General features: G+C 68.0%; 13 protein-coding genes. 5 read left to right on the forward strand and 8 right to left on the reverse strand.

From position 1 onward, the window contains the following. Positions 1 to 51: 51 nt before the first annotated feature. On the reverse strand, positions 52 to 1,584 hold the full coding sequence (gene glpD, locus BTH_RS15245; protein WP_009892876.1) for a glycerol-3-phosphate dehydrogenase: 1,533 nt from the start codon (positions 1,582 to 1,584) through the stop codon (positions 52 to 54). 167 nt (positions 1,585 to 1,751) lie between these two features. Between glpD and BTH_RS15250 the strand changes: the two genes are divergently transcribed. Further along, positions 1,752 to 2,123 carry a hypothetical protein gene (locus BTH_RS15250; RefSeq protein WP_009892870.1) on the forward strand — a complete coding sequence of 124 codons (372 nt, stop codon included), beginning with the start codon at positions 1,752 to 1,754 and terminating at the stop codon, positions 2,121 to 2,123. A 66-nt stretch (positions 2,124 to 2,189) separates the two neighbouring features. Here BTH_RS15250 and BTH_RS15255 read toward each other — a convergent pair whose 3' ends face one another. Next, a complete protein-coding gene (locus BTH_RS15255) occupies positions 2,190 to 2,387 on the reverse strand; it encodes a phage tail assembly chaperone (RefSeq protein ID WP_004189182.1) in 198 nt (65 codons plus the stop codon). A gap of 319 nt (positions 2,388 to 2,706) precedes the next feature. Next, positions 2,707 to 3,486: a DeoR/GlpR family DNA-binding transcription regulator gene (locus tag BTH_RS15260; RefSeq protein ID WP_009892864.1), complete on the reverse strand. Its 780-nt coding sequence runs from the start codon at positions 3,484 to 3,486 to the stop codon at positions 2,707 to 2,709. Between the two features lie 238 nt (positions 3,487 to 3,724). Here BTH_RS15260 and BTH_RS15265 point away from each other — a divergent pair, with 238 nt between their 5' ends. From BTH_RS15265 to BTH_RS15275, 3 genes are all read left to right on the forward strand, one after another. Continuing rightward, positions 3,725 to 5,389, forward strand: a complete 1,665-nt coding sequence (locus tag BTH_RS15265) for a gamma-glutamyltransferase family protein (RefSeq protein ID WP_025404068.1) — start codon at positions 3,725 to 3,727, stop codon at positions 5,387 to 5,389. 305 nt (positions 5,390 to 5,694) lie between these two features. Next, on the forward strand, positions 5,695 to 6,528 hold the full coding sequence (locus BTH_RS15270; RefSeq protein WP_009892862.1) for a ferritin-like domain-containing protein: 834 nt from the start codon (positions 5,695 to 5,697) through the stop codon (positions 6,526 to 6,528). Between the two features lie 69 nt (positions 6,529 to 6,597). Then, complete coding sequence (locus tag BTH_RS15275; protein ID WP_009892860.1) at positions 6,598 to 7,098, forward strand: hypothetical protein; 501 nt, start codon at positions 6,598 to 6,600, stop codon at positions 7,096 to 7,098. Between the two features lie 104 nt (positions 7,099 to 7,202). Here the strand turns inward: BTH_RS15275 and BTH_RS15280 are convergent, their stop codons facing one another. The 4 genes from BTH_RS15280 to BTH_RS31105 form a co-directional block, all read right to left on the reverse strand. After that, on the reverse strand, positions 7,203 to 8,651 hold the full coding sequence (locus tag BTH_RS15280; protein ID WP_009892858.1) for a DEAD/DEAH box helicase: 1,449 nt from the start codon (positions 8,649 to 8,651) through the stop codon (positions 7,203 to 7,205). A gap of 126 nt (positions 8,652 to 8,777) precedes the next feature. Next, complete coding sequence (locus BTH_RS15285; RefSeq protein ID WP_009903018.1) at positions 8,778 to 10,076, reverse strand: c-type cytochrome; 1,299 nt, start codon at positions 10,074 to 10,076, stop codon at positions 8,778 to 8,780. Positions 10,077 to 10,095: 19 nt separating this feature from the next. After that, positions 10,096 to 10,857 carry a c-type cytochrome gene (locus tag BTH_RS15290; RefSeq protein WP_009892854.1) on the reverse strand — a complete coding sequence of 254 codons (762 nt, stop codon included), beginning with the start codon at positions 10,855 to 10,857 and terminating at the stop codon, positions 10,096 to 10,098. A gap of 99 nt (positions 10,858 to 10,956) precedes the next feature. Beyond that, positions 10,957 to 11,205, reverse strand: a complete 249-nt coding sequence (locus BTH_RS31105) for a hypothetical protein (protein WP_223297023.1) — start codon at positions 11,203 to 11,205, stop codon at positions 10,957 to 10,959. Positions 11,206 to 11,280: 75 nt separating this feature from the next. On the opposite strand from BTH_RS31105, the gene BTH_RS15300 reads away from it, so the two are divergent. Next, positions 11,281 to 12,207 (forward strand): CopD family protein, encoded by a 927-nt coding sequence (locus BTH_RS15300; RefSeq protein WP_009892852.1) that lies wholly within the window; start codon positions 11,281 to 11,283, stop codon positions 12,205 to 12,207. A 329-nt stretch (positions 12,208 to 12,536) separates the two neighbouring features. Here the strand turns inward: BTH_RS15300 and dgoD are convergent, their stop codons facing one another. Continuing rightward, on the reverse strand, positions 12,537 to 13,685 hold the full coding sequence (gene dgoD, locus BTH_RS15305; protein ID WP_009892851.1) for a galactonate dehydratase: 1,149 nt from the start codon (positions 13,683 to 13,685) through the stop codon (positions 12,537 to 12,539). Positions 13,686 to 13,764 lie beyond the last annotated feature (79 nt).

Genomic DNA, 13,764 nt, shown 5'->3' on the forward strand with positions numbered 1-13,764 from the left:
TCCTGATGTTTCCCTGTCGTCGTTCGTCGTTGCCGGCGTCGTGCGCGCCGGTCAGTGTGCGGCGCTCGCCGCCTCGCGCGCGGCGCCGAACCAGGCGTCGAGCGCGGCCGTCACGGCGTCGAGCGTGCCCGGCGCGACATGCAGGCCGAGCTTCGAGCGCCGCCACAGTACGTCGTCCGCGCAGCTCGCCCATTCGGCGTCGCGCAGATAACGCAATTCCGCTTCGTAGAGGCCGGGCGCGAGTTCGGCGCCGAGCTCGGCGAGCGACTTCGCACCGCCGATCACGCGCTCGGCGCGCGTGCCGTACGCGCGCGCATAGCGGCGCGCGAGCGCGGCGGGCAGCCACGGGTGACGTTTCGCGAACGCTTCGGCGAACGGCGCGAAACGCGCATCGGCGATGTCGCCGCCGGGCAGGGGCACGCCCGCCGTCCATGCGCCGCGCGACGCGCCGAGCGCGCCGCCCAGCATGTCGGTCGCCTCTTCGGCGAGCTTGCGAAACGTCGTGATCTTGCCGCCGAACACCGACAAGAGCGGCGCGCCGTCGCCGCCGTCGAGCTCGAGGCGATAGTCGCGCGTGACGGCGGATGGGTTGTCCGCGTTCTCGTCCTCGAGGAGCGGGCGCACGCCGGAATAGGTCCAGCACACGTCGGCGGGCGAGATCTTACGCTTGAAATAGCGATTGATCGACTCGCACAGGTAGCGCGTTTCGTCGCGGTCGATCGCGACGCGCGACGGATCGTCGCGATATTCGACGTCGGTCGTGCCGATCAGCGTGAAGTCGCGTTCGTATGGAATCGCGAAGATGATCCGCTTGTCCGGATTCTGGAAGATGTATGCGTGGTCGTGATCGAACAGGCGCCGCGTGACGATGTGGCTGCCCTTCACGAGCCGCACGCTGTGCTGTGCGCCGCGGCCGAGCGCGCCGTGCAGCACGTCGCCGACCCACGGGCCCGCCGCGTTCGCGACCGCGCGGGCGCACACGTCGAGCGTCGAGCCGTCGGCGCGTTGCAGCCGCGCATGCCATTGCCCGTCGCGGCGCTCGGCCGACACGAGCTTCGTGCGCGTGAGGATGCGCGCGCCGCGCTCCTGCGCGTCGAGCGCGTTCAGCACGACGAGCCGCGCGTCGTCGACCCAGCCGTCCGAGTAGACGAAGCCGCGCTTGATCGAATCGACGAGCGGCGCGCCCGCCGGGTGGCGGCGCATGTCGATGCCGCGCGAGCCGGGCAGCAGCTCGCGCTTCGCGAGATGGTCGTACAGGAAGAGGCCGATCCGGATGAGCCACGCGGGGCGCAGGTTCGGCATGTGCGGCATCACGAAGCGCAGCGGCCAGATGATGTGCGGCGCCGCGCGCAGGAGCGTCTCGCGCTCCTGCAATGCCTTGCGCACGAGCCCGAATTCCTTGTATTCGAGGTAGCGCAGACCGCCGTGGATCAGCTTCGTGCTCGAAGAGGAGGTGTGCGACGCGAGGTCGTCCTGTTCGCAAAGGAGCACCGACAGGCCCCGGCCGGCCGCGTCGCGCGCGATGCCCGCGCCGTTGATCCCGCCGCCGACGACGAGCAGATCGTAACGATTCTGTTGAGTCACCCGCTGATCCTAACGTTCGTATAACAGAAAATGAGCGAACCTGAAATGTTCGCATTCGAAATTTAACGAACATAATCGAAAAAGTAAAGTTCGCTTTTGAGGGTCGGGTGGCGCGCCGCACGTTCCCGGACGATACTGGCGGCTGACCAACGAGCGAGGGGATGCAGATGCGTACGATGATCGCGGCCGGCGCGCTCGCGCTGCTGGCCGGATGTGCGGGCGGGCCGGCGATGTTCGGCGGTTGGGGCGGGCCTTCGTTCGCGGACCTGCAGCGCAGTTGCGGCGACGTGCGCGATTACGGCGAGGACGCGCAGGCCGTCTATTCGGCGGTGTTCGATGCGTGGGTCGCGAAGCGCCACGGCAAGCTGACCGATGCGCGCTTCTGCGCGTTCGAAAACGAACTCGCGCAACATCGCGCGGCGCTCGGGACGAGCACCGACCCGGCCGAGCGTGGCCGCTGGGTGAGCTATCTCAACGACGCGCGCGCACGGGCGCTCAGTTGGCGGGCGGCAGTGGACCCGTCGCTGCGCGGCGGTTGAAAGGCGGGAGAAGCGTGGGCGGAACGGGCGCTGCCTGGCACTGGCCGCGCCCGTCGCGCCGGCACATCACGAATAGCGGAGCTTGATTGATCGCAAGGCTGCGTCGCCGATTTCGGTGACGCAGTATTTCCTGCCGGAGCCGAGCGCTTCCAGCTTCACGAGCTGTCGCTCGAGCAACGCGTCGAGTTCGTCGCGGTCCATGTCGGCTTGATCGGGCGCATCCTTCACAAGCAGCAGCGTGGCGAATTCATGCGGACTTAGCATCGTTCTCTCCATGACAACCGTACTGTCCCGGGCGCAAATGTCCGGTCGAGTGACCCAGCAAGGGAAGGCGTGGGGGGAAAAGCCGCTGTCCCGGCCTTGGCGTTATTGGCGTCGCCCCGGTTGCACGAAGCGCGCGCAACCGCGCCGGGGATTTGGAGTGTAGTCAAGCCCGCCGGCATCTACAAATCGCACCCCGATAATTTTCTGATTGACATCAAGGAAATCGTCAGGCGGTTGCGCCGGTGCGGCAATTCCTTGATTTCACTTGAAGTTCTGGGTGCGACGCAGCATCGCGCGACGCCGAGCACGCACGGGCCGCTCAGTCGGCGACGTAGACCTGTGTGCCCGCCTGCGCGATCGTTTCGGCCATCTCGTCGGGCAGCGGCTTGTCGGTGAAGAGCGCGTGGATCTGGTTCAGATGCCCCTGCCGCACGAGCGCCGGGCGGCCGAACTTCGAATGGTCGGTGACGAGATAGACGGTTCGCGCGTGCTGGATGATCGCCTCGGCGACGCGCACCTCGCGCGTGTCGAAATCGCGCAGCGTGCCGTCGCTCTCGATCGACGACGTGCCGATGATCGCGTAGTCGACCCTGAACTGGCGGATGAAGTCGATCGCGAGCTCGCCGACGATGCCCTTGTCCCAAGGCCGCACGATGCCGCCCGTGATCAGCACCTCGCATTCCGGATAGCCGCTCATCATGCTCGCGACGTTCAGGTTGTTCGTGATCACGCGCAGGCCGCGATGCCGGTTCAGCGCGCGCGCGACTTCTTCGGTCGTCGTGCCGAGATTGATGAACAGGGACGCCTGATCGGGGATGTGCGACGCGGCGAGCGCCGCGATCCGGCGCTTTTCGTCGTGGAACATCCGCTGGCGCGCGGTGTACGACACGTTCTCCGAGCTCGTCGGCAGGCTCGCGCCGCCGTGGTAGCGGCGCAGCAGGTTCAGGTCGGCGAGCCAGTTGACGTCGCGGCGGATCGTCTGCGGCGTTACGTTGAAATGGGCGGCGAGATCGTCGACAGTGACGAAGCCGTCTCGCTGCACCCATTCGAGCAATTCCTGTTGACGCGCATTGAGGGTGAGGCGGGGGTCTCGTGTCATGTTCGCGGGTGTCGATTCGGCTCGGTGGGACGGGAAACGGGGGCGGCAAATCCGCATTGTAAGGGCTGTTCGCGCGGAGTCGCCCGGCACGCGGCGCGCGTCGCCGCGCACGCGCGCCGATCTCGGGCTAGACTCGATTCATGTCGTTCATGCATCGATTCATGTGACAAATGAATTTGCCGGGGGGGCGCAATCGCGTTGGAATGTCTGTTTCGATCCTGTTTACCATGTCCCTGCGATGACTCTTCATTCGAACATCTCCGGCGTGCCGTTCTCGTGGCGCAATCCGTATCTGACGACGCGCGTGCCGGTATTCGCGCGCAACGTCGTGTCGACGTCGCATCCGCTCGCCGCGCAGGCGGGGCTCAGGATGCTGTGGAAGGGCGGCAATGCGGTTGATGCGGCGATCGCCGCGGCGGCCGCGATCACCGTGGTCGAGCCGGTGTCGTGCGGCCTCGGCGGCGATGCGTTCGCGCTCGTCTGGGACGGCGCGAAGCTGCACGGCCTGAACGCGTCGGGCGTCGCGCCCGCCGCATGGAGCGTCGACTACTTCCGCCGCCGGCACGGCGACGCGGGCAACGGCCTCGCGCGACAGCCGACGCGCGGCTGGGACACGGTGACGGTGCCCGGCGTGATCGCCGGCTGGGAGGCGCTGCACGCGAAGTTCGGATCGCTGCCGTTCGCCGATCTGCTCGAGCCGGCGATCGAGCTCGCGGAGCGCGGGCATGCGGTGGCCGCCGTCGTCGCGCACAAGTGGGCGGCCGCCGTGCCCGAGCTGAACGGCCAGCCGGGTTTCGCGGAAACCTTCATGCCGCGCGGCCGCGCGCCCGAGGTGAGCGAACTGGTTCGGCTGCCGGGCCACGCGAAGACGCTGCGCACGATCGCCGCCGAAGGCGCGCGCGCGTTCTACGAAGGCAGCATCGCCGAGTCGATCGCCGGGTTCTTCCGCGACGGCGGCGGCGCGTTGACGGCCGACGACCTGCGCGCGTATCGCCCCGAGTGGGTCGAGCCGATCGGCAAGGACTTTCGCGGCTACACGGTGCACGAGATTCCGCCGAACGGGCAGGGGATCGCCGCGCTGATCGCGCTCGGCATCGTCGAGCGCTTCGGTCTCGACGACCTGCCGCTCGATTCGGCGGAGGCGCAGCACGTGCAGATCGAGGCGATGAAGCTTGCGTTCGCCGACGTCTATCGCTACGTCGCCGATCCTCGCGCGATGGCGCTCACGCCGGCACAGATGCTCGACGACGCGTACCTCGACGCGCGCGCGAAGTTGATCGACGTCACGCGCGCGACGCATTTCTCGTTCGGCATGCCGCGCGCGGGCGGCACGATCTACCTGTCGGCGGCTGACGAGCGCGGCATGATGGTGAGCTTCATCCAGTCGAACTACATGGGCTTCGGCTCGGGCCTCGTCGTGCCGGGCATGGGGATCGCGCTGCAGAACCGCGGCTGCGGGTTCTCGATGGACCCGACGTCGCCGAACGTCGTCGAGGGCGGCAAGCGGCCGTTCCACACGATCATCCCGGCGTTCGTCACGCAGCAGGCAGGCGGCGCGCGGCACGCGGTGATGAGCTTCGGCGTGATGGGCGGCGACATGCAGCCGCAAGGCCATCTGCAGACGATCGTGCGGATGCTCGGCTACGGCCAGCAGCCGCAGGCCGCGTGCGATGCGCCGCGCTGGAAGGTGAGCCGGTCGTTCACGCTCGACGTCGAGGCGGCACTCGGGGCGTCCGTCGTCGATGCGCTTGCCGCGCGCGGCCATACGATCCAGGCGATCGACGATCCCTACATGGATTTCGGCTCCGGCCAGTTCATCTGGCGGCTCGATCGCGACGAGCCCGACCGCGGGTATGTCGCGGCGAGCGACAGCCGGCGCGACGGCCTCGCGGCGGGTTTTTGACGTGCGCCGGCGCGCATGGAATGCGCGCGCGTTTCGTTGCGGGCGAAACGATATCGAAAGGCATTTCAAAAGTGGCTTTCGATGATGTTCGCCTTTTCGAATTACGCGTCTAATATTGCGTGATGATTGCCGTGGAACTGCGATTGCCGATTAAGGTCAGTGTTTCGAAGCACGATCGAAAAAGTCCGGCTAAGATGGCCGGACATGTCGAATAACCGATTTCAACGCGCCGCATGCGGCGGGATCGCGAGCCTGGTGCGCTGTGCGATCCGTCCGGATGCGTGCAGCGTTTGGGAGCGCGAAACATGCTGGCTGATTCCGATACCACGCACGAGATGCCCTGGCGCATCGAAGACATCGACCTGACGCGCATCGACCGCCAGCGCGCCGCGGCCAACGAGGATCTGTTGCTGCTGCTGTGCGCGGCGTCGTTCATCGAGAGCGGTTCCGATCTTTACACGAGCAATCTGAGTCAATTCTTCGACGACGATCCCGAAGTGTCTGCGTGGCTCAACACCGAATGGGAGCACGAGGAACTGCAGCACGGCCGCGCGCTGAAGGCGTATATCGCGCACGTGTGGCCCGAGTTCGACTGGGATCTCGCATTCGCGGATTTCTTCGACGAGTATTCGAAAACCTGTTCGCTCGAAGCGTTCGAGAAGACGCGCGCGCTCGAGATGGTCGCGCGCTGCGTCGTCGAGACGGGCACTGCGACGCTCTATCGCGCGATCAACGAGTGCTCGGACGAACCCGTGCTCAAGGAAATCACCGACAATATCCGCACCGACGAAGTTCGGCACTACAAGCACTTCTTCCGCTACTTCAAGAAGTACAACAAGGTCGAGGGCAATGGCCGGCTCGCGGTGCTGGGCGCGCTGATGCGGCGCGTGCTCGAGATCAGGAACGAGGATTCGGAGATCGCGCTGCGGCACGTGTTCGCGATTCGCTATCCGGACCGCGCGGGCGATTCCGCGTATTGCCGCGAGCGCACCGCGCGCGTGAACGCGCTCGTGCGGCGCAATCTTTCCGCCGACATGTGCGTGAAGATGCTGCTCAAGCCGCTCGACTTGCCCGCGAAGATCCAGCCGGGCGTTCACTATCCGTTGACGAAGCTCACGCAGCACGTGTTCTTCCGCTGAACGCCGGCGGCGCGGGGCGCGGTATGCTGCGGGTTTCGCTCGACGCGACGCGCAGCAGGAGAGAACACCGTGACCCATCCGGACCGCCGCTCCCTCGAACGGACGACGTACGACGCGTGGCCGCGCGCCGCGCTCGCGCTGTTCGACGGTGACGATCTCGCGCGCAAGGCGGGCTTCACCGCGTCGCTCGTCGTTGTCGATCGCGGCGTCGAGCCGCCGCAACCGCGCACGACGCTGCTGAGCGCGGGCGAACTGTATGCGCCAGATTCGAGGTCGCTGCGCTTTTCGCTATGGCCGCAGTCTCGCGCCGCGCGCGCGCTCGCCGTGCATCCCGATGCGACGCTCGCGTTCGTCGCGGACGACGCATTCCATCAGGCGCGCCTGCACGTCGATTCGTCCGATTCGACCGACGACGGGCTCGCGCGCTTTACGGCCACGCTTGTCGACGGTGAAGCGCAGCGGGTCGGTTACGCGCGCCTGACGGCCGGCATCGTGTTCGAGCTCGCCGAAGCCGATGCGCCTGCCGTGCTCGCGCGCTGGGCGCGCCAGATCGCGCAGCTCAGGCGCTGAATCACGCGCGCGGTGCGCGCGCCGAACGCAGGGGCGCGCACGCATCGGGTGAGCCCGACGAGACGGGAGCGCTTCGATGCGCGGCCCGCCACGCGCGATGACGCTCAGCGGCCGCGCTGGCCGCTGCGCGACGAACGGTTGCGGTTCGCATGCGCGCCGCCGCCGTTCGAAGCGCCATTGCCCGCCGGCCGTCCGCCGCCGCGTGCCTGCGGCTTGGCGGCCTTTGCCTGCGTGCCGCCGTCTCGCCGCGCGGCGGGCTGACCCTGCTGCGCCTGCGGCTGGCTCGCCGCGCGCGGTGCGCGATTGCCGCGGCCGGCGTTTCCTGCGCTACCGCCGCCGTTACCGCCGTTAGCGCCGCCGCCGTTACCGCCGCGCTGCCCGCGCCGCTGGATCGGCTCCGGCTTCGCGTTCGGGTCCGGCTCGAAGCCCGGGATCACTTCCTGCGAAATCTCGCGCTTGATGAGCCGTTCGATGTCGCGCAGCAACTGCTTTTCGTCGACGCACACGAGCGACACCGCCTCGCCGTTCGCGCCCGCGCGGCCGGTGCGGCCGATTCGGTGCACGTAGTCCTCGGGGACGTTCGGCAGATCGAAGTTCACGACGTGCGGCAATTGATCGATATCGATCCCGCGCGCGGCGATGTCGGTCGCGACGAGCACCTGCAGCGTGCAGTTCTTGAACTCGGACAGCGCGCGCGTGCGCGCCGACTGGCTCTTGTTGCCGTGGATCGCCATCGCGCTGATGCCGTCCTTCGTCAGTTGCTCGGCCAGCCGGTTCGCGCCGTGCTTCGTGCGCGTGAACACGAGCACCTGGAACCAGTTGTGCTCGCGGATCAGATGCGTGAGCAGTTCGCGCTTGCGATCGCGATCGACCGGGTGGATCTTCTGCGCGATCGTCTCGGCCGTCGTGTTGCGGCGCGCGACCTCGATCAGCGCGGGCGAATCGAGCAGGCTGTCCGCGAGCGACTTGATCTCGTCGGAGAAGGTGGCCGAGAACAGCAGGTTCTGGCGCTTCGCCGGCAGCTTCGCGAGCACGCGCTTGATGTCGTGGATGAAGCCCATGTCGAGCATCCGGTCGGCTTCGTCGAGCACGAGGATGTCGAGGCTCGATACGTCGATCGTCTTCTGCTGCATGTGATCGAGCAGGCGCCCCGGCGTCGCGACGACGATGTCGACGCCGCGCTTCAACGCGTCGATCTGCGGATTGATGCTGACGCCGCCGAACATCACGGTCGAGCGCAGCTTCACGTACTTGCTGTACGCGCGCACGCTTTCCTCGACTTGCGCGGCGAGCTCGCGCGTCGGCGTGAGGATGAGCGCGCGCACCGCGCGGCGCGCGCCGCGGTTTTCCGCGTAGAACGCGTGCAGGCGTTGCAGGATCGGCAGCGTGAAGCCGGCGGTCTTGCCGGTGCCCGTCTGCGCGCCGGCGAGAAGATCGCCGCCGCCCAGTACGGCGGGAATGGCCTGAGCCTGGATTGGCGTGGGCTGCGTATAGCCCAGCTCGTTGACGGCCCGCACGAGCGGTTCGGCGAGACCGAGAGATGCGAAAGACATAAATACTCTTGATTATTGGTAAGGCGGCGTCCTCGCGGCCCGTGCGAAAAACGGACGTCACCGGAAAAACAAAAGGGGCGCGGCCGCGGTTCCCCGCAGCCGCGCCCCGTTAGCGTCACCCGATACTTAGTCGAGCGGTGCGGAACGCAGGTCGCTCACCTGTTGCGGTGAAACCGGCGAACCGTTGTTGCCCCACGACATCCGGATGTACGTGACGACCGCCGCGACTTCCTGGTTCGACAGCGACTGCGCGAACGGCGGCATCCCATACGGACGCGGATTCTTGAACGTGCTCGGCGGATAGCCGCCGTTGAGCACCATGCGGATCGGATTGACGGCCGATTCCATCATGATCGAACGGTTCTGCGCGAGCGGCGGGTAAGCGGTCGGCTTGCCTTCGCCCTGCGCGCCGTGACAGGTCGCGCAGTTGTCCTTGTAGATCTTCTGGCCCTGCCCGAGGAGCGCGTTGCCGAACTGCGGCGACGGTTCGTACTGCATGTTCTTCGGCGCTTCGGCCTTCTGCGGGATCGACTTCAGGTAAGTCGACATCGCGCGCGTATCCTCGTCTGTCATGTACTGCAGGCTGTTGTGGACGACGTCCGCCATCGGGCCGAACACCGCGCCCTTGTGCGATACGCCGGCCTGCAGCAGGTCGGAGAGCTCCTGCACGTGCCAGTCGCCCAAGCCGAGCTCCTTGTCGTTCGTGAGCGACGGCGCATACCAGTTCTGCAGCGGGATCAGGCCGCCCGCGAAGGCCGCCGAGCTCACCGGGCCGCCCATCATGTTGATCGACGTGTGGCACATCGAGCAATGGCCAAGGCCTTCGACGAGGTACGCGCCGCGGTTCCATTCGACCGACTTCGTCGGGTCCGGCTTGTACTCGCCTTCCTTGAAGAACAGCGTGCGCCAGCCGATCAGCAGGTTGCGGTTGTTGAACGGGAAGCGCAGCTCGTGCGGGCGGCTCGGCGTGCTGACCGGGGCGACCGAGCGCAGGTACGCGTAGATCGCGTCCGAATCCGCACGCGTGACCTTCGTGTAGCTCGCGAACGGGAAGCCCGGGTAGAGCAGGCTGCCGTCCTTCGATCGGCCCGTGTGCATCGCGCGGTAGAAGTCGTCCGACGTCCACTTGCCGATGCCGGCCTGATCGTCCGGCGTGATGTTCGGCGTGTACATCGTGCCGAACGGCGTCGCCATCGGCAGGCCGCCCGCGAACGGCTTGCCGCCGCGCACGGTGTGGCACGCGATACAGTCGCCGACGCGCGCGAGGTATTCGCCCTTCTTGACGAGCGCTGCCTGGTCGGCGGGCGTCGCGGCGACGGCGGCGTTGCCGTGCAGCGTGTCGTTGCCCGGCCACAGGACGGGCACGAGGGCCGCTGCCGCGACGATCGCGACAGCCGAGAGTGCAAACAGGGACTTGCGTTTCATTGTGTCTGTCTCCCTTGCCTTATTGCGGTTCGCTGCCGCAGGCGAGCGGAGTCTTCATCGAACGGGCCGGGGCCGGCACGGGGTTGGCGGGCGCCGGCTGCGCGGCGAGCCACGCGGTGACGGCGGTCACGTCCTCGTCGGACAGCTTGCTCGCGACCTCGTGCATGCAGTCGGGCGCCTTCGCATGACGCGTGCCCGAACGCCACGCGCCGATCTGCGCGCTCAGATAGTCGCTGTGCAGGCCGACGAGGCCGGGAATCGCGGGCTGCATGCCGGTGAGCGCGGTGCCGTGGCACGCGACGCACGCGGGCAGCTTGCGCGCCGGATCGCCGTGCAGCGCGAGCTGCTTGCCGCGTTCGACGACGGCGGCGGGCACCGTCGTCGTCGTCGGCGTCGGGTACGGCGGGCGCTCGTCCGAGAAGTGCTGGGCGATCTCGCGCAGGTAATCGTCGCTCAGGTACGTGAGCAGATAGTTCATCGGCGGGTACTTGCGGCGGCCGTCGCGGAAGTTCACGAGCTGGTTGTACAGGTACTCGGCCGGCTTGCCTGCCAGACGCGGGAAGTAATCGTTGTCGGTGCCTTGCCCGTGCGTGCCGTGACAGGCCGTACAGCCGCGAACGCGCTCCGCCATCGTGTCGGGCGCTTTCAGGGGCGCCTTCGCGGCGGCCGGCTCGGTGGGCTTGTTCTGCGCGTGCGCAGTGCTCAGCAGGCCCGCTGCGCCCATCAACAGAACGGCGAGCAGCGGACGGAAAAGGCGTCTAGAAGACACACGGGACTCCATTGTTATTCGTCGGGGACCTGACCGGGCTCCGATCGGCTCGGCATGACGGCAAGAACTAACGAGGGGCAGGCAGCCGGGCTGCTGCGACGCGGAATTCTATCATCGATGGGTAATGGCGGCTATTTGACGCGGAGGGCCCGGTTCCAAGCCGTGGTCGGGTTGCGACAATATGACGCGCGGACGGCGCGCGGGACCACGTCGAATGCCGGACAAGCTGCGCAGCGGGCGGCGAAGCCCGTACACTTCCGGGGGCGCGGCATCGGGGCGGTTGACCGATGCGCCGCCGCCGATTTCTATCCTTTCATGCGAGTCGATGAAGTCTTCTTTTTCCTGTTTGCCTGAAAACAACGGTCGATCCTTTCATGCCTTGCGCGCGCGGCGCGTCGGGGCCGCATCCGCTGCGCGCGGCGCGGGCGGTGCGCGATGAAGCTCGACAGCCTCTGGTTCGGCCAGGCGGCGCTCGCCGCGCTCGGCGATGTCGCGTTCGCGGTCGCGGTCGGGTCCGCGCTCATCGGCGCTTGGCTCGCGAACGACGGCGCGAAGAGTGTGATCGCGCCGTCGCACCCCGCGTGGCGCCAGTCGCTGCGCTCGCTCGCCGTCGCGGCGGCCGTGCTCGTCCTGGCCGACGCTGGCTGGCTCGTCTATCAGGCCGCGGCGATGAGCGGCGCGGGCCTGCGCGGCGCGTTCGGCGCGATTCCGCTCGTGCTCGAGCAAACGCACGTCGGGCATGCGTGGGCCGTCGCGTGCGGCGGCGCGCTGCTGCTGTTCGCCGTCGCGCTCGCGCGACCGAGCGGCCCCCTCGCGGGCGCGCTGCTCGCGCTCGCGACGCTCGTCGTCGCGGCGGGCAAGGCCTCGCTCGGACATGCGGCCGATTCGGGCGCGTTCTCGGCCGCGGTCGGCGTGCAAACCGTGCACGTCGCCGCGACGGCCACCTGGGGCGGGCTCGTGATCGCGGGCGGGATGGCCGTGTTGCCGGCGCTCGGCTCGTCGATCGCGCGCGGCGCGATGATCCGCATCGCGCAGCGGCTGTCGGGCGCGTCGATCGCGGCGCTTGCGTTCGTGGTCGTCACGGGCGCGCTCAACACGTTGCGCGGCACGGGCGGCGATTTCGTCGCGCTCGACGGCAGCACGTGGGGGCGCGTGTTGCTGCTGAAGCTCGCGCTCGTCACGCTCGCGCTCGTGCTCGCGGCGCTCAACCGCTTCTCGGCGCTGCCGCGGCTGCGCCGCACCGCGTCGACCGAGGATGCGCACACGTTCCGCAACGTGCTGCATCTCGAGGCGCTCGCGATGATCGGCGTGTTCATCGCGGCGGCGGTGCTGTCGTTTACCGCGCCGATCGCGGCGGGCTGACGCGCGACGCTTGCCCGAAGCGCGGGCGGTGCGGAGACGGCGGCTCGGAGTGCCGCCGGCGCGCGGCGGGCCCGGCACGGGTTGCGGCGGCGGATGCCGGCCGGATGCCGGGGGGCGACAGGCCGGGGGCGACAGGCGGACGTCGAGGCCGGCTGCGCGCCGATCGCAGCGGCGCTCATCGTCGCAACGCGGGGCGGGCATCCGCTATCGGCCGCGCGACGTGCGGCCGGCCGCCGACACCTGACTTGATCGGCCGATTCGCCGCACGGCTGCCCAGCCGATCAGCCGATCAGCGGCTCGGCCGCTTACCCGCGCGGCCGCGCGCATCGTCACCACTCGGCGACGCTGCCGTCCGCGTGCCGCCACACCGGATTGCGCCACCGGTGCCCGGTCTTCGCCATCTCCCGCACTTTTTCCTCGTCGACGTCGATGCCGAGCCCCGGCTCCTGCGGAATCGCGACGAAGCCGTCCGCGTAGCGGAACACCTCGGGGTTGCGGAGATAGTCGAGCAGATCGCTGCCCTGGTTGTAGTGGATGCCGAGGCTCTGTTCCTGAATGAACGCGTTGTAGCTGACGGCATCGAGCTGCAGGCACGCTGCGAGCGCGATCGGCCCGAGCGGGCAGTGCAGCGCGAGCGCGACGTCGTAGCTTTCCGCGAGCGTCGCGATTTTGCGGCACTCGGTGATCCCGCCCGCGTGCGACGCATCGGGCTGCACGATGTCGACGTAGCCGCCTTCGAGGATGTACTTGAAGTCCCAGCGCGAGTAGAGCCGTTCGCCGAGCGCGATCGGCGTGCTCGTTTGGTTCGCGATGTCGCGCAGCGCCTCGGCGTTCTCCGACAGCACGGGCTCCTCGATGAACATCAGCTTGTACGGATCGAGCTCCTTCGCGAGCACTTTCGCCATCGGCTTGTGCACGCGGCCGTGGAAATCGACGCCGATGCCGACGTAAGGGCCCACCGCGTCGCGCACCGCCGCGACGTTCGCGATCACCTTGTCGACCTTGTCGAAAGTGTCGACGATCTGCAATTCCTCCGAGCCGTTCATCTTCACGGCCTGGAAGCCGCGCTCGACGACCGCGCGCGCGTTGTTCGCGACGTCGCTCGGCCGGTCGCCGCCGATCCATGAATACACCTTGATCCGGTCGCGCACGGGGCCGCCGAGGAGGGTATGGACGGGCGCGCCGTGATGCTTGCCCTTGATGTCCCAGAGCGCCTGGTCGATGCCCGCGATCGCGCTCATCGCGATCGGGCCGCCGCGGTAGAAGCCCGCGCGGTACATCACCTGCCAGTGGTCCTCGATGCGAAGCGGGTCCTGGCCGACGAGGTAGTCGGCGAGCTCGTGCACGGCCGCCTCGACCGTGTGCGCGCGGCCTTCGACGATCGGCTCGCCCCAGCCGACGATGCCCGCGTCGGTCTCGATCTTCAGGAACAGCCATCGAGGCGGCACGATGAAGGTTTCGAGGCGGGTGATTTTCATGGCGGGTGTCTCCTTGTATCTTCGATTTGCTTCGGATCTCGGTGGGCTGCGCGCAGCGCCAGCGGCCGAACCGGTGGGC

The sequence above is a fragment of the Burkholderia thailandensis E264 genome, assembly GCF_000012365.1.
Classification (GTDB): domain Bacteria; phylum Pseudomonadota; class Gammaproteobacteria; order Burkholderiales; family Burkholderiaceae; genus Burkholderia; species Burkholderia thailandensis.

Coding starts and splice junctions, on each gene's coding strand:
- BTH_RS15250 (WP_009892870.1), top strand. CDS start 1,752: ATGCGTACGATGATCGCGGCCGGCGCGCTCGCGCTGCTGGCCGGATGT.
- BTH_RS15260 (WP_009892864.1), bottom strand. CDS start 3,486: ATGACACGAGACCCCCGCCTCACCCTCAATGCGCGTCAACAGGAATTG.
- BTH_RS15290 (WP_009892854.1), bottom strand. CDS start 10,857: ATGGAGTCCCGTGTGTCTTCTAGACGCCTTTTCCGTCCGCTGCTCGCC.
- BTH_RS15255 (WP_004189182.1), bottom strand. CDS start 2,387: ATGCTAAGTCCGCATGAATTCGCCACGCTGCTGCTTGTGAAGGATGCG.
- BTH_RS15265 (WP_025404068.1), top strand. CDS start 3,725: ATGACTCTTCATTCGAACATCTCCGGCGTGCCGTTCTCGTGGCGCAAT.
- BTH_RS15285 (WP_009903018.1), bottom strand. CDS start 10,076: ATGAAACGCAAGTCCCTGTTTGCACTCTCGGCTGTCGCGATCGTCGCG.
- dgoD (WP_009892851.1), bottom strand. CDS start 13,685: ATGAAAATCACCCGCCTCGAAACCTTCATCGTGCCGCCTCGATGGCTG.
- BTH_RS15270 (WP_009892862.1), top strand. CDS start 5,695: ATGCTGGCTGATTCCGATACCACGCACGAGATGCCCTGGCGCATCGAA.
- BTH_RS15280 (WP_009892858.1), bottom strand. CDS start 8,651: ATGTCTTTCGCATCTCTCGGTCTCGCCGAACCGCTCGTGCGGGCCGTC.
- BTH_RS15300 (WP_009892852.1), top strand. CDS start 11,281: ATGAAGCTCGACAGCCTCTGGTTCGGCCAGGCGGCGCTCGCCGCGCTC.